This window comes from Sphingomonas changbaiensis NBRC 104936 (genome assembly GCF_000974765.1).
GTDB classification, from domain to species: Bacteria; Pseudomonadota; Alphaproteobacteria; order Sphingomonadales; family Sphingomonadaceae; genus Sphingomonas_B; species Sphingomonas_B changbaiensis.
Window position 1 is genome coordinate 1 of the sequence record NZ_BBWU01000044.1, and the last position, 17,119, is coordinate 17,119.

Genomic DNA, 17,119 nt, shown 5'->3' on the forward strand with positions numbered 1-17,119 from the left:
CTCAGAAGTGTGCCCGCAACTCCCGCTTCAAAATTTTCCCGTTCGCATTCCGCGGCAGCATCTCAGGCGCGAACGCGACCCGCACCGGCACCTTGAACGGCGCGAGGCGTGCACGGACCCAGTTCTGCAGCTCGGTTTCGGTCGCCTCAGCGCCGGGCGCGAGATGGACGACGGCCGCGGGCTCCTCGCCGAACGTCTTGTGCGGCAGGCCGATCAGGGCTGCATCCACGACCGCCGGGTGCTCGTACAGCGCGTTCTCGACCTCGATCGAATAGATGTTCTCGCCGCCGCGGATGATCATGTCCTTGGCGCGGTCGACGATGAAGAGGAAGCCTTCCTCGTCGAGCCGGGCAAGGTCGCCGGTGCGCACCCACCCATCGACGAAGGTCGCGGCACTCGCCTCGGGCTTGTTCCAGTAGCAACGCACGTTCATCGGCCCGCGCGACCAGAGCTCGCCGACCGTGTTCCGCGGCAGCACCGTCTCGCCGTCCTCGGCGCGGATTTCGAGGTCGGCGACCGGGACCGGCGGTCCCGCGCTGTCCGGGCGGTTCAGGTAATCCTCCGCCGAATGGCCGGTGACCGTCGCCATTGTCTCGGTCATGCCCCAGCCGTTGCCGGGCAGCGCGCCGAATTCCTCGCGAATGCGGCGCACCAGCTCCGGCGCGGACGGTGCGCCGCCATAAGCGATCGCTTCCAGGCTGGAGAGGTCGTATTTCGCCCGCTCCGGATGCTCGAGCAGCTGCCACGCGATCGTCGGCACGCCGCCCGTCACGTTGACGCGCTCGCGCTCGATAAGACGCATCGCCTCGACCGCGTCCCATTTGCGCATGAACACCATCGTATGCCCGGCCGCCATTGCGCCCATCAGGGTCGCGGAGCAGGCCGTGACGTGGAACAGCGGAATGACGGTCAGGAACACCTTCTGCTGGGGCTCGGGCGGCGTTTCGCCGCGACGCAGGCAGGCGCGCGCGGCGTTGTAGCCGCCCGACATGATGTTGGTGACAAGGTTGCGGTGGGTGCCGAGCGCGCCCTTCGGGGCGCCGGTGGTACCACTGGTGTAGAAGATCGTCGCGTCGTCATCGCTGTCGAGCGGCGTGTCGGGCAGCGGCTGGTCGGGGAGCGTAGCCCAATCGCTCGGGTGCCCGATCAGCACCTCAAGGGCTTCGGTGTTCTCCGGCGCGGCACCGGCGCGGGTGACGATCACGTGCTGCAGGTCGGGCAGGTTCGGCCGCGACGGGGCGATCCGCTCCCAGCGCTGGGCATCCGTGATCAGCAGCTTCGCGCCCGAATCCTTCAGCCCATATTCGAGCTCCGGACCGGTCCACCAGGCATTGAGCGGCACGGCGATCGCGCCGAGGCTCGCGATCGCGAAGAAAGCGACGATAAACTCGGGCAGGTTGCGCATCGCCATGCCGACGCGATCGTCCTTGCCGACGCCGCGCTCGGCCAACGCCCGCGCAAGCGCGGCGATCGCGCGGTATTGCGCGTCGAAGCTGACGCGATCGCTCTCAAGGATCGTCGCCGCGCGGGCGCCGTGGGTTCGGCTCAGCTCGACCAGCGCGCGCAGATTCGGCGGCGCGTTTTTCCAGACCCGAGTCGGGATGCCCCGGATCGGAATCGTCTCCATTTCGAATCGCTGGCCCGGCGCGCACAGCAAGGCTTCGACTTCTTCCAGGGACAGGCTCGGCCATGCCGTAGCGTCCGTGTCCGCCATCCAACTCTCTCCTTGTTGCCCGGCCTTCAAAAACCGCGCTTTTCTGCGGGATATTGTTGATTTGGGGGGACCTCAAGGCGATAAACCGCCGGCCAGAACAGGAGTGCCCATGCAGATCGACGATCCCGCCACCCTCGGCTTCGATGCCGGACGGCTCAAACGGATCGATCGCTTCCTGGACGAGCGCTATATCCAGACCGGCCGCTTCAAGGGCACGCAATTGCTGGTCAGCCGCGAAGGCCGGCCGGTGCATTTCGCGAACGCCGGCACGATGCGCGACGGCCGCGCGGTCGGCCCCGAAACGCTGTTCCGCATCGCGTCGATGACCAAGCCGGTGACCAGCGTCGCATTCATGATGCTGGTCGAGGAGGGGAAGGTCGCGCTCGACGATCCCGTTCACCGCATCCTTCCCGAATGGAAGGGCATCGGCGTCTATGACGGCGGCGGGGGATCGGCGCCGTTCGTGACCAAGCCGACCGCCGCGCCGATGCGAATGGTGGACTTGCTCCGCCATACCGCCGGGCTGACCTACAGCTTCCAGAACCGCGGCAATATCGACGCCGCCTATCGCGCGACCAAGATCGAGGATTGGTATGGCGCGCACGACCTCGACAGCGTCGCCCGCACGCTCGCCGGCATTCCCCTCGAATTCTCGCCCGGCGAAGCGTGGAATTACTCGATCGCGACCGACATTCTCGGCCTGATCATCGAGCGCATCGAGGGCAAGAAGCTCAACCAGGTGTTCCGCGACCGCATCTTCGCGCCGCTGGGGATGGACGACACCTTCTTCCAGGTGCCCGCCGACAAAATCGATCGGCTAGCCGACTGCTACACGATGCACCCTGAAAAGGGTGCGGTGATGTACGATCGCGGCGACGCAAGCGCCTGGTCGCGTGCTCCTACCCAATTCTCGGGCGGCGGCGGGCTGGTGTCGAGTGCGGCCGATTATCATCGCTTCTGCGCGATGCTGCTGAACAAGGGCGCGCTGGACGGTGTGCGTATCCTTGGCCCTAAGACCGTCGAGCTGATGACGATCAACCATCTGCCGGGTGGCGCCGACCTCGCCAGCATGTCGCGATCGCTGTTCAGCGAGGCGACCAACGCCGGTGTCGGCTTCGGCTTGGGTTTCGCGGTCACGATCAACGTCGCGCCGAGCTTGGTGCCGGGATCGGTCGGCGAATTCTATTGGGGCGGCATGTTCTCGACCGCGTTCCATATCGATCCGGTCGAGCGGCTGATTTTCATCTTCATGACGCAGCTCAGCCCTTCCAGCACCTGGCCGGTCCGGCGGGAGCTGAAGACGATGATCTATTCGTCGATCACCAAGAGCGCGGCATGCTGAGCGCGTTGCAGACCGCGGCGGCGGTCCGCTCCGGCGAGACGACCTCGCTGGATCAGGTTGAGGCGGCGATTGCGCGCATCGAGGCCGGCAACGCCGCGATCAATGCCGTTGTGGTCAAGGATTTCGACCGGGCGCGGGCGCAGGCGCGCGCGATCGACGCTGGCGGTGTCGCGAAGGACTCGCCGCTGCTGGGCGTGCCGATGACGGTCAAGGAAAGCTATGCCGTCGCCGGGCTGCCGACGACCTGGGGCTATGCCGAGCATGCAGGCGTGATCTCCCATACCGACGCCGTCGCGGTGCAGCGGCTGAAGGCGGCGGGCGCTGTGATCGTCGGCAAGACCAACGTGCCGACCGGCCTGGTCGACCTTCAGAGCAACAATCCGGTCTATGGCCGCACGCTCAATCCGCTGAACCCGGAGCGCAGTCCCGGCGGCTCGTCGGGCGGAGCGGCGGCGTCGCTGGCGGCCGGGTTCGTGCCGGCCGAGATCGGGTCCGACATTGGCGGCTCGATCCGCACGCCGGCCGCCTTCTGCGGCGTCTGGGGGCACAAGCCGACCTATGGCGTGATCGCGGCTGAGGGGCACAATTTCCCGGGCACCGACACGTCGCGCGTGGCGCTGGGCGTGATGGGGCCGATGGCGCGCGATGCCGACGATCTCGCGCTGCTGCTCGACGTGCTGAGCGATTTTCCGCTGCCGCGCGCCACCGTTCCCGATGCGGGCGCGCTCAGCATCCTGATCCTCCCCGAGCACCCCGTCGCGCGGGCGAGCGCCGAGATGAAGCGCACGGTCGAGCTGGTCGGTCAGGCATTCGAGCGCGCCGGCGCGGAGGTCGAGCGGACGCTGGATCCGTTTCCCGATCTCGCAGCTCAGCACACCAACTATATAAAGATGCTGCTGACGGCGCTTTCAGGCGGCGCGCCGGCGCCGAACGGACAGGCGATGAGCCTTGCCGACTGGTTCGCGCTGCAGGACGAGCAGGTGCGCTGCATCCGCGCCTGGCAGCGTCTGTTCCGCGACTATGACGCGGTGATCGCGCCGGTGTTCGGCGCCACCGCCTTCCCGCACGACGATACGCCGACCGACAAACGGTCGCTGATGATCGACGGCGAGACGACGCCGTTCGGTACGCAATTCGCCTATGCCGGGCTGGCGACGTTCCCGAACCTGCCTTCGACCAGCGTGCCTGTCGCGACCGGCAATGACGGTTTACCGATCGGGCTGCAGGTGATCGGCGATCTTTACCAGGATCACAAGACCATCGCGATCGCGGCGCTCGCCCACGCGCTGATGAGGAGCTGAAATGAGCGACCTTGAGACGTTTCACGCCGAAACCCGCGCCTGGCTGGAAGCGAATTGCCCAGCCGCGATGCGTCAGCCGGTGCGCGGCGAAGGCGACATCGTCTGGGGCGGCCGGAAAGCGCAGCTTTCGCCGGATCAGAAGGCCTGGCTCGACGCGATGGCGTCACGCGGCTGGACCGTCCCGGATTGGCCCAAGGACTATGGCGGCGGCGGCCTTAGCCCCGAGCAGACCAAGATCCTGCGGCAGGAAATGGCGCGGCTCGGCTGCCGCAATCCGCTGAACAGCTTCGGCATCTCGATGCTGGGGCCGGCGCTGCTCAAATACGGCACCGAGGAGCAGAAGAAGCGATTCCTGCCGGAGATCGCGCGCGGCGAAATCCGCTGGTGCCAGGGCTATTCAGAACCCAATGCCGGCTCCGACCTCGCCGGGTTGCAGACCTCGGCGGAGGACAAGGGTGACCATTTCCTGGTGAACGGCCAGAAGGTCTGGACCTCCTACGCCGACAAGGCGGACTGGATCTTCTGCCTCGTCCGGACCTCAAAGGAATCGAAGCACAACGGCATCAGCTTTCTGCTGTTCGACATGGAGAGCCCGGGCGTCTCGACCAAGCCGATCCTCCTGATCTCTGGTTATTCGCCCTTCTGCGAAACCTTCTTCGATAATGTCGAGGTCCCGAAGGACCAGCTGGTCGGGGAGCTCAACAAGGGCTGGGACGTCGCCAAATATCTGCTCGGGCATGAGCGCGAGATGATCAGCGGCATGGGACTCGGCGGGGGCGGGCTCGGCTCCGGCGGCCCGGCGGCGCTCGCGGAGGAGGCGAAACGGGCGGTCGGGGTCGATGCCGACGGCCGGCTCGCCGACCCGCTGCTCCGCGCCCAGATCGCGCTGTTTGAGGTGCGCGAACGGGCGTTCCGCGCGATGTCCGAGAAATTCATGGACGAGCTGAAGTACGGCAAGACGCACCCGGCCCAGCCGTCGATGATGAAATATTACGGCACCGAGCTGAACAAGGCCCGCTACGAGCTGGTGATGGCGGCCGGCGGTTCCGACGCGCTGGAATGGGAAAGCGAAGGGTCCGAGGGCGGCACCAAGGCGCGCGCCTGGCTGCGCACCAAAGCCAATTCGATCGAAGGTGGGACGAGCGAAATCCAGCTCAACATCATCGCCAAGCGCATTCTCGAGCTTCCGGGGGCCTGATCACCAATGGCTTTGTTTCTGACCGACGAGCAGACGATGCTGCGCGACACCGCGCGTCAGTTCGTGAACGAGACCGCGCCCGTTTCCCATATGCGCTCCTTGCGCGATGCGAAGGAACCGGCCGGCTTCAGCCGCGACCTGTGGAAGCAGTTCGCGGAGATGGGCTTCACGTCGATCCTAATTCCGGAGGACGAAGGCGGCCTGGGTCTCGGCCATGTCGAAGCGGGCGTGGTGCTTGAAGAGATCGGCCGCAACCTGACGCCGTCGTCGTTCCTGTCGACCGCGGTCGGTGCGGTGACGGCGCTGAAGACAGGTGCAGCGGACCTGCGCCAAATCTGGTTTCCGCGGATCGCTGCGGGCGAAGCCGTGGCCGCGCTGGCGATCGACGAGGGCGCCAAGCATCGGCCGGCGCAGACCGCGCTCCGGGCGGAGCGTTCGGGCAACGGCTTCAGGCTGACGGGCGCCAAGACGTTCGTGCCGCTGGGCCATGTCGCCGATCTGATCGTCGTCGCTGCGCGAACGGGAGGGAGCCCAGGCGAGGAGAACGGCATCACGCTGTTCGCCGTCGAAAAAGGCGCTGCCGGGCTGACCGCCACGCCCGAGCGTCTGGCCGATGCCAGCATTGCCGCACGCCTCCAGCTCGACGGGGTCGAAGTCGACGCCGACGCGGTGATCGGCGAAGTCGACCAGGGCTGGGCCGGCCTGACGCGCATCCTCTCTGCCGGCCGCGCCGGCGCTGCGGCCGAACTGCTGGGCGTCGGCGGCGGCGCGATGGACATGACGATCGGGTACCTCAGGGAGCGCAAGCAGTTCGGCGTGCCGATCGGCAGCTTCCAGGCGCTCCAGCACCGGGCGGCGCACCTCTATTCCGAGATGGAGGTCGCGCGCGCCGCCGTGCTGAAAGCGCAGCAGCTGTTGGACGCCGACGATCCGAATGCCGAGCGCGCGGCTCTGGTCGCGAAGGCGATGGCCGGTCTTGCCGTCACGCTTGCGGTGCAGGAAGGCGTGCAGATGCACGGCGGCATCGGCATGACCGACGAATATGATATCGGCTTCTACATGAAGCGCGGCCGCGTCCTCGCCGAACTGTTCGGCGACGCCAATTGGGCGGCCGACCAGCTCGCGCGGATGTCTGGATATTGAGCGGGCAGCCTCCGCCGGTTTGGCCTGAGCTTGTCGAAGGCCTCCCTTTCTTTTTACGGGCGGCAGAAACAAGGGAAGGGAGGGCTTCGACAAGCTCAGCCCAAACCGGAGTGTGAGATTGACCGAAGAGACTCGAGCCACCGATCCCGCCGGCATGATCGCGCAGCTGGAAGCGCTGCTGACGGTCGAGGAGCTGGACCGCGACCTGTATCGCGGTGCGCGTCAGCCCGAGGGGCGGGGCCGCGTGTTCGGCGGGCAGGTGATCGCGCAGGCGCTGATGGCGGCGGCGCGCTCCGCCGATCCGGAGCGGGTGCCGCATTCGCTGCATGCCTATTTCATGCGCGCGGGCGACGAGCAGATCCCGATCATCTACCGCGTCAACCGCGATCATGACGGCGGCAGCTTCTCGACGCGGCGCGTGGTCGCGTTCCAAAGGGGCGAGCCGATCCTGAACATGGCCGCCTCGTTCCAGAAGCTCGAACAGGGCCTGTCGCACCAATTTCCGATGCCCGACGTGCCGCCGCCCGAAGCGCTGCCGTCGGAGGCCGAGGAGCGGCTGAAGGTCGCGCCCCAGGTGCCGGAGAAATTCCGCGAGTTCTTCGTGCGCCCCCGCCCGTTCGAGATCCGTCACGCCTCGCCTTGGTCGCCGCTGGAAGCGGAGCCGCAGGAGCCGGTGCAGCATGTCTGGTTCAAGACCGTCGCGCCGGTCTCGGGCGGCCCCGAGATGCACCGCGCAATGCTGGCCTGGGCCAGCGACATGCACCTGCTCGGCACAACGATGCGCCCGCACGGCCTGAGCTGGACTCAGCCGGGCGTGCAGACCGCGAGCCTCGACCACGCGCTCTGGTTTCACGGCGACGTCCGCGTCGATGAGTGGCTGCTCTACTCGACCGACGCGCCGTGGAGCGGCCGCGGCCGCGGCTTCAACCGCGGCATGATCTTCACGCGCGAGGGGCGGCTGGTCGCAAGCGTCGCGCAGGAGGGCTTGATGCGGAAGCGGTAAGCCCCTCCCCTTCGGGGAGGGGCTAGATGGCTCGCCACTCCCAATCGTCATCATCCGCGCCCAGCATCGGCGGTGCGCGCTCGGCGACCATCGGCTCGCCATCGATGACGATCGGGCCGCGGACCTGGGGCAGCGTGCCGCCCGCGACATGAGGGGCGTCCAGCTCGACCCGCATGCCGCGCGCCTGGACGTGCGGATCGGCGAGGGCCTGGGCGATATTGTTGATCGGGCCGCCCGGCACCCCCTCCCGCTCCAGCGCGGCCAGCAGTTCGGCGCGGGTCATTCTGACCGTGCGTTCGGACAGGATCGGGATCAGCCGCTCTCGATTGACGATGCGCGCGGCATTGGTCTGATAGTCGGGATCGTCCGCCAGCTCGGGCACGCCCAGGATCGAGGCGAAGCGCGCGAACTGTCCGTCATTGCCGACGGCGACGATCGCGCGCCCGTCGCTGGTCTCGAACGGCTGATAGGGCACCACGTTCGGATGGGCATTGCCCATCAGGCCCGGCGCTTCGCCCGACACCAGATGGTTCATCGCCTGGTTGGCCAGCACCGACGTCTGGACGTCCAGCAGCGCCATGTCGATCCAGGCGCCTTCGCCGGTTTCGTGCCGCCGGTGCACGGCAGCCAGGATCGCGCCGGCCGCATAGATTCCGGTGAACAGGTCGGCCACGGCGACGCCGGCGCGCGTCGGCTCATCGATGCCGGTGATGCTCATCAGCCCGCCCATCGCCTGGATCAGATAATCATAGCCGGCGCGCGGGGCATAGGGTCCGGTCTGGCCGAAGCCGGTGATCGAGCAATAGATGATCCGCGGATTAATGGCCTTCAGGCTCTTGTAATCGAGCCCGTAGCGCTTCAGCCCGCCGGTCTTGAAATTCTCGATGACGATGTCGGCGTCGCGGGCGAGCGTGCGGACCCGCTCCATGTCCGCCTCGTCTTCGAAATCGGCGGTGATCGACCGCTTGCCGCGATTGCAGCTGTGATAATAAGCAGCCCCGAGCTTCTTTCCGTCCGCGCCTTCGACGAACGGCGGCCCCCAGCCGCGCGTGTCGTCGCCGGCGCCGCGCCGTTCTACCTTGATCACGTCGGCGCCGAGATCGGCCAGCATCTGCCCGGCCCAGGGCCCGGCGAGGATGCGCGCGAGTTCGAGGACGCGGAGGTTCGCGAGAGGTTTCATTGTGCCTGTGCTCCGGCGAAGGCCGGAGCCCTGGACGCATGGCTCCGGCCTTCGCCGGAGCACGTTGAGTTAGAAGAACGCATTCAGCCCCGTCTGCGCGCGGCCCAGGATCAGCGCGTGCACGTCGTGCGCGCCTTCATAGGTGTTGACCGTCTCCAGGTTCATCAGGTGACGCATCACGTGATATTCCTCGGAAATGCCGTTGCCGCCGTGCATGTCGCGCGCAGCCCGCGCGATCTCCAGCGCCTTGCCGCAATTGTTGCGCTTGATCAGGCTGACCATCTCCGGCGCCATCCGCCCTTCGTCGAACAGCCGACCGACGCGCAACGAGCCCTGCAGCCCCAGCGCGATCTCGGTCTGCATATCGGCGAGTTTCTTCTGGATCAGCTGGTTCTGGGCAAGCGGCCGGCCGAATTGCTTGCGATCGAGCGTGTAGGCGCGGGCGCGGTGCCAGCAATCCTCGGCCGCGCCCATCGCGCCCCAGCTGATGCCGTAGCGGGCGCGGTTGAGGCAGCCGAACGGGCCCTTCAGCCCCTGCACCTCGGGCAGCAGCGCGTCCTCACCGACTTCGACGCCGTCCATCATGATCATGCCGGTGATCGAGGCGCGCAAGCTCAGCTTGCCGTCGATCTTGGGGGCGGAAAGACCCTTCATCCCCTTTTCCAGCACGAAGCCGCGGATCGCGCCGCCATGCGCGTCGGACTTGGCCCAGACGACGAACACATCGGCGAACGGCGCGTTTGAAATCCAGGTCTTGGAGCCCGAAATCCGATAGCCTCCGTCGATCTTCTCGGCGCGCGTCCGCATGCCGCCGGGGTCGGAGCCGGCATCGGGCTCGGTTAGGCCGAAGCAACCGACCCATTCCCCCGTGGCAAGCTTCGGCAGGTATTTGCGCCGCTGATCTTCCGAGCCGTATGCATAGATCGGGTACATCACGAGCGACGACTGGACGCTCATCATCGACCGGTAACCCGAATCGACCCGTTCCACCTCGCGCGCGACCAGGCCATAGGCGACGTAGGATGCGCCCGCGCAGCCATAATCCGCCGGCAGCGTGAGCCCGAGCAACCCCAGCGCGCCCATCTCGTCAAAGATCGCGCGGTCGGTCTTTTCCTCGCGAAACGCTTCGATGACGCGCGGCAGCAATTTGTCCTGCGCGTAATTGTGCGCGACGTCGCGAATCGCCCGCTCTTCATCGGTGAGCTGGTCCTCCAGCAGCAGCGGATCGTCCCAGCGCAGGGTCGCGATGGATGCAGCGTTCATGATGTGACTCCTCAGCGCTTCCCCTAGCCGTTCATCTTCTGGCTTGAAAGAAGGTGCGCAGCAGCGCCCCCGCCTCCCGCTCCCCGATTCCCGAATACACCTCTGGACGATGGTGACAGGTCGGCTGCGCGAACACGCGCGCGCCGTGCTCGACGCCGCCGCCCTTCGGGTCCGGCGCGCCGTAATAGACGCGGGCGATGCGGGCGAGGGCGATCGCGCCGGCACACATCGCGCACGGCTCCAGCGTCACCCAGAGCTCGCATTCCTGTAGCCGGTCGGCGCCGATTCGCTCGGCCGCGGCCCGGATCGCGATCATCTCGGCGTGCGCAGTGGGATCGCTGAGGCGTCGCGGCGCATTGCCGCCTTCGGCCAGCACTTCGCCGTTTCGGACGATCACGGCGCCGACGGGCACTTCGCCCTCCATCGCCGCGGCTTCGGCCAAAGCCAGCGCGCGGCGCATCGGATCGGGCAGCGGAAAGGCCATGCGCCCGGGCTTAGGTCAGCGGGCCAGCACCGTCCATAAGGCGAAGATCATGCCCGGCAGCCATGCCAGGCAGGTGAGGCCCGCCGCGATCCAGAAGTCGCGGCCGAGCCCCCTGTCCAGGAACACGCCCAGGGGCGGCAGCAGCACCGCCCCTATGACGGGCCCGACGTTATTTGTTGCTGGTCTCATTGGCGGTCTTCACGTCGACGGTCGGAACCTTGATCGTCTCCTTCTTGGTGCCGACGTCCACCGCACCGACATTGGCGTCGAAGGCCGGCGCCTGGCCGCCCTTCACCTCGACCTTCGGCAGCTCGGCCGTCTTGGTCTGGTTGATGTTCAGGAAGCCGGTCGCGACCCCGATGATGAGCAACAGCACGATGATGGCAATGACGGCCAATAGTCCACGCATTTAGTCTCTCCCTCGATCCTGTTCGGCAAGCTGAACGAACCGGACCCGTTACGGTTTCATCGCGTCGACTCACGTTGACGGCGGGCGCCGTTACCGCTATGCGCGCCACCTTTCCGGGCCATCCCGATTTATTTGAGAGACGATCAATGTCGCGCATTTGCGAGCTGACCGGCAAGGGCCGGCAGGTGGGTCACAATGTTTCCCACGCCAACAACAAGACCAAGCGCACCTTCCTGCCGAACCTGCAGAACGTGACGCTGATCTCCGACGCGCTGGGCAAGGGCGTAAAGCTGCGCGTGTCGACGCACGGCCTGCGCTCGGTCGAGCATGTCGGCGGCCTCGACAATTGGCTGATGAAGTCGAGCGAGGACAAGCTCGGGCCGACCGCCCGCAAGCTGAAGCGCGAGATCGCGAAGAAGCTGGCGGCCTAAGCGGCCGCTCCTTCTCCGTTGCCGCAAAGGCCGGCCGGGTCCTCCCGGCCGGCCTTTTGCCGTTTGGCTTTAACGAATCGCCTGCAGCACCCGCTCGGTGAGCCTTTCACAGTCAGGCCCAAGGAACGGGAAGGTGCCGACCAGCGCGGTCTTCAGCTCGGGCGCCAGATCGTCCTGCAGCCGCCGCCGCGCGCGGAAGTGCCGCGTCTTGATCGTGGCCGGGGCGAGGCCGAGCGCTTCGGCCGCATCATCGACGCTCAATCCCTCTACCTCGCGCAGCATGAAGACCACCCGGAACGGGTCCGGCAGCCGCGCGATCGCCTGTTCCAGCAATTGCCGGATTTCGGCGCGCGCGACCGCGGCGTCGGGCAGTGTCGGGGTCGTCGATCCCTGCATGAGCTTTTCCCGATAATCGTCGAGCACCACAACCGAATCGCTGTCGAGATTGGCGCGCCGCCGCCTTGCCGCCCGCACGCGCATCAAGGCCTCGTTGATCACGATCCGCGTCAGCCAGGTCGACAGCGATGAGCGGCCTTCGAACCCGTCGATTCCGGCGAAGGCGCGCAGATAGCCGCTTTGCACCGCATCCTCGGCCTCGGCGCGGTTCTTCAGGATGCTCCAGGCGGCGCGAAAAAGGCGTTGGTTGTTCCGGGCCGTAATCAGCCGCACCGCATAGGGATCACGCGCGGCGAGCCGTGCGGCAAGCGCTGCGTCGTCCAGCGTTTCGTAATCGAGCGTCGGCTGTGCGGTCATGTCACTTTCTCCGCCGATTGGATGCCGCCGTGCACGCCGGGTTCCCGCATGCAGCATGCATATGTTAAGAACACGACGCGAGTCCTTGCGGGAACCTAAAGAAAGCCGCGGCATCCAAGACCGACGGCAGACGGGCCGCTCCCCTGCAAAGGCTCGGGAGGCATAAGAGGAGGAGCATATGACCAGGATGATTGCATGGGCCGGCGCCGCGGCGCTGCTTGCCGCGGGCACTGTGACGACGAGCTATGCGGCGGCGCTCAACGACGCCCAGATCGCCCATATCGCGTACACCGCCGGCAATATCGACATCGCGGCTGCCAAGCAGGCGCTGGCGAAGTCGAAGAACGCCAAGGTCCGGGATTTCGCGCAGGAGATGGTGCGCGATCACACCGCGGTGAACGACAAGGCGCTGGCGCTGGTCAAGAAGCTGCACGTGACGCCCGAGGACAATCCCACCAGCAAGTCGCTGATGGACGGCGCCGCCGCCGCAAAGAAGCGGCTGGCCGCGCTGAACGGGGCCGCCTTCGACAAGGCCTATGCCGCGAACGAGGTCGCCTATCACAAGACGGTCAACGGCGCACTCGACAAGACGCTGATTCCGAACGCGCACAATGCCGAATTGAAGTCGCTGCTGCAGACGGGCCTGACCCTGTTCCGTGAGCATCAGGCGCACGCCGAGCATCTGGAGAGCGCGCTTAAATAAGAGGGAGGGGCAAGTGGCACGGTTCTCGATCGCTCTCGCCGCAGGCACTGGCGCGATGCTGCTGTCGCTTGCCCTTTCACCCACCCGCGCGACGGTTGCCGCGCCCAAGACGCACACAATCGTCATCGACAAGCTAAAGTTCGGACCCGTCCCGCCGGGCCTGCACGTCGGCGATACGATCCAGTGGCTGAACAAGGACCTGTTCCGCCACACCGCCACCGCGAGGGACGGCAGCTTCAACGTCGATCTTCCCGCGGGCGCGCGGGGCGTTACAAAGCTCACCAAGGCCGGCACGATCGCGTTCTTCTGCCGCTATCATCCCGGCATGACCGGGCAGTTGGTCGTTTCCAAATAGCGCGGCGCTTGCCGGGTTGATCCCGCGCTCCTAGCCTCGGGCTGCGATGGAGCGGGGATGAAAGCGATGCTTGGGATGATCGTGTCTGCGGGCCTGCTCGCCGCCGCCACGCCCGGGCTGGTCGCCCAATCGGGACCGCATGTGCTTGTCGCCGGGCCGGTCGTCTCGCGCGAATTGCATTACGGGCCCGCGCCGCGACAGGTCGCGCAACTGTTCGAGCGCGAGAAGAGCCGACACGCCCCGCTGATCGTCTATCTGCACGGCGGCGGTTGGAGCGCGGGGACGCCCAGGGCCGGATCGGCGGGCGCGCAGGCGGATCACTTCACGGGCGCCGGCTACGCCTATGCGACGCTCGGCTATCGCTTTGTCCCCGACGTCTCGGTCGAGCAGCAACTCGCGGACGTAGCCCAAGGCATTGCCCTGTTGCGACGGCAGAAAGGCGTGGACGCAGACGATATCGTGCTACTCGGCCACAGCTCGGGCGGTCATTTGGCGGCGCTGATCGGCGCCGATCCGGCCTGGCTCGACAAGGCCGGAGTGCCCTTCGAAGCGCTGAAGGCCGTGGTGCTGCTCGATCCCGCCGCGATCGACATTCCGCCGATCATGGAGGCGGGCCGGGGAATCGGCACGGTCGCGCGCTATTACGCGCCGGCATTCGGCGACGATCCCGCGCGGCAGGCGGCCCTGTCGCCGCTGCGCCACGCCGAAGCTCCGAATGCCGCCGCGTGGCTGATGCTGCACGACGTCAACAATCCGCTCGCCGGCATGCAGAGCGAACAGCTGTCGGTCGCCCTGATCGCCGCCGGCGCACGCGAGGCGACGGTGGTTCCGGTCCAGGACACGACCCATCTGCGCCTGAACGACGAGATCGGCCGGCCCGGCAATTCGGCGACGGTTGAGATCGATGCTTTCCTTGCGCGCGTGTTTCCGGATCGGCAGCGCGCGCGGTTCAGGTAGGGGGCTGCACCTCGCCGGCGACAAGGTGGTGCGTGCAGCCGGCGCCGTCACAACGTTCGTCCAGCGCTGCGACCGTTACCCAGCCCTCGCCCCGCAGCCGTGCCGCCAGGTCCGGATCATGCCCCAATGGCAGGAACAGGCGGCGCGACGGCTGTTCGTCCGCCCGCACGTCCAGCAGCGGGTCCGGGTAGATCGAAAAGCCGACTGCCGGTTCCTCGTGCCCGTCCTCATGCAGGATCGTGTAGGTGCCGCCGCGGCCGATCTCGCCGGTCAAGCCGTCCGCGAACAGGGAGAAGCCCAGCCAGCTCTGATATTCGAAGCCGTGGCGCTCGGTCGGGTCGAGCGTTACCTCCGCCATTCCCTCCAGCCGAGTCGCGATCGTCTCGAGAGCGGCAAGGCGCCGGTCAAGGATTCCGTTGGTGTCGAACGCGCGCAGCCGTTCGAGCGCGTCGGCAAATGGGCCTGCCGCCTCGATGAGCGGCAGATAGGAGGCCGCGCCGGACGCTGCGAGCCCGCCCGCATCCTTGGCGTCGAGCAGCGCCCGCACCTGCGCCGCCTGCGATGGCCGAAGCGGCAGCGGCCCGGCGGCGAGCGTGTCGACCAGATCGGGCAGGGTCAGGTCCACCGTGATGCCGGTGGCGCCGGTGGCGGCGAGGGCTTCGACCGCCAGCGCGACGATCTCGGCGGCGGCGGTGGCGCTGTCGCGGCCGACCAACTCGGCGCCGATCTGGGTCATCTCGCGCTCCGGGCGGAGCTGCGACGCCCGCAGCTTCATGACCGGTCCGCCATAGCTGAGCCTCAGCGGTCTGGGCCGGTGCGCCAGCCTGGTCGCCGCAATGCGGCCGACCTGCGTCGTGATGTCCGGGCGGAGCGCAAGCGTGCGCTGCGACAGCGGATCGGCGACGCGCAACAGGTCGCGCGCTGCACTCGTTTTCAACCGCCCGACCAGCGACTCTTCATATTCGGCAAGCGGCGGCGCGACCCGTTCGTAGCCATGCGCACGAATCGCATCGAGCGCCGCGCGCAGGATAGCGGCGGCGGCGTCCGCTTGCGGCGGGAGCCGGTCGCGCAGGCCTTCGGGAAGGAGAGCGGTGGTCATTTCGCGTGCGCTCCTAGCCGGTTTGGGCTGAGCTTGTCGAAGCCCTCCCTTCCTTCTTCGCTGCAAAGAAAAGGGAGGCCTTCGACGGGCTCAGGCCGAACCGTGTGTGTAGCTCCAACTCATCGGTCGAAGTGGAGCGGTTTAACGCGCTTAACGCCGGGGAGTTTGGCCACGGTGTCGAGCGTGGCTTGCGGAACAGGCGTATCGACCGACAGCAGCAGCACCGCTTCGCCGCCTGCCGCGCGGCGGCCGAGGTGGAACGTGCCGATGTTGACGCCGGCATCGCCGAGCGCGGTGCCGATGCGGCCGATGAAGCCGGGCGCGTCCTCGTTCACGACATAGAGCATGGGGCCGGTGAGGTCGGCCTCGACCTTGATCCCGAACAGCTCGACCAGCCGCGGCTTATAGTCGCCGAACAGGGTCCCCGCGACCGATCGCTCGCCTTCCGACGTCGCGACCGAGACGCGCACCAGGGTGTGGTAGTCGCCTTCGCGGTCATGGCGCACCTCGCGCACGTCGAGCCCGCGCTCCTTCGCCAGGAAGGGCGCGTTGACCATGTTCACCGTGTCCGAATAGACGCGCATCAGCCCGGCCAGCACGGCGCCGGTGATCGGCTTCTGGTTGAGCTCGGCGGCGGCGCCTTCGACTTCGATGCTGATCGCCGAAAGCCCGCCATGCGCGAGCTGGCCGACCAGGCTGCCCAGCTTTTCCGCAAGCGCCATATAGGGGCGCAGCCGCGGCGCCTCCTCGGCCGAGACCGACGGCATGTTGAGCGCGTTGGTGACTGCGCCGGTCAGCAGGAAGTCCGACATCTGCTCCGCCACCTGGATCGCGACATTGACCTGCGCTTCGCTGGTGGAGGCCCCGAGGTGCGGCGTCGAAATAAAGCCCGGCGTGCCGAATAGCGGCGAAGCGGTCGCCGGTTCCTCGACGAACACGTCCAGCGCCGCGCCGCCGATATGGCCCGATTCGAGCCCCTTCTTCAGCGCGGCCTCGTCGATCAGGCCGCCACGCGCGCAGTTGATGATTCGCACGCCCTTCTTCGTGTTTGCGAGATTCTCGGCGGACAGGATGTTACGGGTCTGGTCCGTCAACGGCGTGTGCAGCGTGATGAAATCGGCGCGCGCAAGCAGCTCGTCCAGCGCGACCTTCTCCACGCCCAGCTCCCGCGCCCGTTCGGCTGACAGGAAGGGGTCGAAGGCGATCACCTTCATCTTCAGCCCGATCGCGCGATCGGCGACGATCGAGCCGATATTGCCTGCGCCGATCAGCCCCAACGTCTTGTTGGTCAGCTCCACGCCCATGAAGCGGTTCTTTTCCCACTTGCCGGCCTGGGTCGACGCGTCTGCTTCGGGAAGCTGGCGGGCGAGCGCGAACATCAGCGCGATCGCGTGTTCGGCCGTGGTGATCGAGTTGCCGAACGGCGTGTTCATCACCACCACGCCCTTGGCCGAGGCGGCCGGGATGTCGACATTGTCGACGCCGATGCCGGCGCGGCCGACCACCTTCAGGTTGTTCGCGGCGTTCAGCACGTCGCGACCGATCTTGGTCGCCGACCGGATCGCGAGGCCGTCATAGCCGCCGACGATCGCGACCAGCTCTTCCTTGGAAAGGCCCGGCTTCTCGTCGACCTCGACGCCGCGTTCGCGGAAAATCTGCGCAGCACGGGGATCCATTTTGTCGGAAATCAGGACTTTGGGCATTTGGAGTTCCTCTTGAAGCCCCTCTCCCGCTTGCGGGAGAGGGAGGGGCCCACGGCGAAGCCGTGGGAGGGTGAGGGTAAG

The 17,119-nt window shown here is 67.0% G+C and carries 18 protein-coding genes; 9 read left to right on the forward strand and 9 right to left on the reverse strand.

What is annotated here, in order from left to right:
- Nucleotide 1 precedes the first annotated feature (1 nt).
- Entirely contained in the window at nt 2–1,714 is a 1,713-nt protein-coding gene (locus tag SCH01S_RS11415; RefSeq protein ID WP_046348950.1) for a class I adenylate-forming enzyme family protein, read from the reverse strand.
- A gap of 109 nt (nt 1,715–1,823) precedes the next feature.
- On the opposite strand from SCH01S_RS11415, the gene SCH01S_RS11420 reads away from it, so the two are divergent.
- The 5 genes from SCH01S_RS11420 (at nt 1,824) to SCH01S_RS11440 (ending at nt 7,701) form a co-directional block, all read left to right on the forward strand.
- Nucleotides 1,824–3,056 carry a serine hydrolase domain-containing protein gene (locus SCH01S_RS11420; RefSeq protein WP_046348951.1) on the forward strand — a complete coding sequence of 411 codons (1,233 nt, stop codon included), beginning with the start codon at nt 1,824–1,826 and terminating at the stop codon, nt 3,054–3,056.
- Nucleotides 3,050–4,357 carry an amidase family protein gene (locus SCH01S_RS11425; protein WP_046348952.1) on the forward strand — a complete coding sequence of 436 codons (1,308 nt, stop codon included), beginning with the start codon at nt 3,050–3,052 and terminating at the stop codon, nt 4,355–4,357. The genes SCH01S_RS11420 and SCH01S_RS11425 overlap by 7 nt, the downstream gene beginning before the upstream one ends.
- A gap of 1 nt (nt 4,358) precedes the next feature.
- A complete protein-coding gene (locus tag SCH01S_RS11430; RefSeq protein ID WP_046348953.1) occupies nt 4,359–5,555 on the forward strand; it encodes an acyl-CoA dehydrogenase family protein in 1,197 nt (398 codons plus the stop codon).
- A 6-nt stretch (nt 5,556–5,561) separates the two neighbouring features.
- Nucleotides 5,562–6,698, forward strand: coding sequence for an acyl-CoA dehydrogenase family protein (locus tag SCH01S_RS11435; RefSeq protein WP_046348954.1), 1,137 nt, complete (start codon nt 5,562–5,564; stop codon nt 6,696–6,698).
- 154 nt (nt 6,699–6,852) lie between these two features.
- Nucleotides 6,853–7,701: an acyl-CoA thioesterase gene (locus SCH01S_RS11440; protein WP_046348955.1), complete on the forward strand. Its 849-nt coding sequence runs from the start codon at nt 6,853–6,855 to the stop codon at nt 7,699–7,701.
- A gap of 22 nt (nt 7,702–7,723) precedes the next feature.
- On the opposite strand, the gene SCH01S_RS11445 is transcribed toward SCH01S_RS11440, so the two are convergent.
- The 5 genes from SCH01S_RS11445 to SCH01S_RS11460 form a co-directional block, all read right to left on the reverse strand.
- A complete protein-coding gene (locus tag SCH01S_RS11445; protein WP_046348956.1) occupies nt 7,724–8,881 on the reverse strand; it encodes a CaiB/BaiF CoA transferase family protein in 1,158 nt (385 codons plus the stop codon).
- Between the two features lie 69 nt (nt 8,882–8,950).
- Nucleotides 8,951–10,144 carry an acyl-CoA dehydrogenase gene (locus SCH01S_RS11450; protein WP_046348957.1) on the reverse strand — a complete coding sequence of 398 codons (1,194 nt, stop codon included), beginning with the start codon at nt 10,142–10,144 and terminating at the stop codon, nt 8,951–8,953.
- Nucleotides 10,145–10,175: 31 nt separating this feature from the next.
- Nucleotides 10,176–10,628: a nucleoside deaminase gene (locus SCH01S_RS11455; RefSeq protein ID WP_245612242.1), complete on the reverse strand. Its 453-nt coding sequence runs from the start codon at nt 10,626–10,628 to the stop codon at nt 10,176–10,178.
- A 15-nt stretch (nt 10,629–10,643) separates the two neighbouring features.
- Nucleotides 10,644–10,775 (reverse strand): YqaE/Pmp3 family membrane protein, encoded by a 132-nt coding sequence (locus SCH01S_RS16180; RefSeq protein WP_245612243.1) that lies wholly within the window; start codon nt 10,773–10,775, stop codon nt 10,644–10,646.
- A 22-nt stretch (nt 10,776–10,797) separates the two neighbouring features.
- Complete coding sequence (locus SCH01S_RS11460; protein WP_046348958.1) at nt 10,798–11,037, reverse strand: hypothetical protein; 240 nt, start codon at nt 11,035–11,037, stop codon at nt 10,798–10,800.
- A 146-nt stretch (nt 11,038–11,183) separates the two neighbouring features.
- On the opposite strand from SCH01S_RS11460, the gene rpmB reads away from it, so the two are divergent.
- Nucleotides 11,184–11,468, forward strand: coding sequence for a 50S ribosomal protein L28 (gene rpmB / locus SCH01S_RS11465; protein WP_046348959.1), 285 nt, complete (start codon nt 11,184–11,186; stop codon nt 11,466–11,468).
- 69 nt (nt 11,469–11,537) lie between these two features.
- Here the strand turns inward: rpmB and SCH01S_RS11470 are convergent, their stop codons facing one another.
- A complete protein-coding gene (locus tag SCH01S_RS11470) occupies nt 11,538–12,221 on the reverse strand; it encodes an RNA polymerase sigma factor (protein ID WP_046348960.1) in 684 nt (227 codons plus the stop codon).
- Between the two features lie 178 nt (nt 12,222–12,399).
- Between SCH01S_RS11470 and SCH01S_RS11475 the strand changes: the two genes are divergently transcribed.
- Genes SCH01S_RS11475 through SCH01S_RS11485 form a run of 3 tightly spaced genes read left to right on the forward strand, consistent with a single transcriptional unit; the run spans nt 12,400 to nt 14,236 of the window.
- Nucleotides 12,400–12,924, forward strand: a complete 525-nt coding sequence (locus SCH01S_RS11475; RefSeq protein WP_084689535.1) for a DUF4142 domain-containing protein — start codon at nt 12,400–12,402, stop codon at nt 12,922–12,924.
- 13 nt (nt 12,925–12,937) lie between these two features.
- Nucleotides 12,938–13,279, forward strand: coding sequence for a cupredoxin domain-containing protein (locus SCH01S_RS11480; RefSeq protein WP_245612244.1), 342 nt, complete (start codon nt 12,938–12,940; stop codon nt 13,277–13,279).
- A 57-nt stretch (nt 13,280–13,336) separates the two neighbouring features.
- Nucleotides 13,337–14,236 (forward strand): alpha/beta hydrolase, encoded by a 900-nt coding sequence (locus SCH01S_RS11485; RefSeq protein ID WP_046348961.1) that lies wholly within the window; start codon nt 13,337–13,339, stop codon nt 14,234–14,236.
- Here SCH01S_RS11485 and SCH01S_RS11490 read toward each other — a convergent pair.
- Together SCH01S_RS11490 and serA are read right to left on the reverse strand one after the other, a co-directional pair.
- Nucleotides 14,229–15,335, reverse strand: a complete 1,107-nt coding sequence (locus SCH01S_RS11490) for an ATP phosphoribosyltransferase regulatory subunit (RefSeq protein WP_046348962.1) — start codon at nt 15,333–15,335, stop codon at nt 14,229–14,231. The two genes, SCH01S_RS11485 and SCH01S_RS11490, sit on opposite strands and share 8 nt — an antisense overlap.
- Before the next feature lie 119 nt (nt 15,336–15,454).
- Nucleotides 15,455–17,038 carry a phosphoglycerate dehydrogenase gene (gene serA, locus SCH01S_RS11495; RefSeq protein WP_046348963.1) on the reverse strand — a complete coding sequence of 528 codons (1,584 nt, stop codon included), beginning with the start codon at nt 17,036–17,038 and terminating at the stop codon, nt 15,455–15,457.
- Nucleotides 17,039–17,119 lie beyond the last annotated feature (81 nt).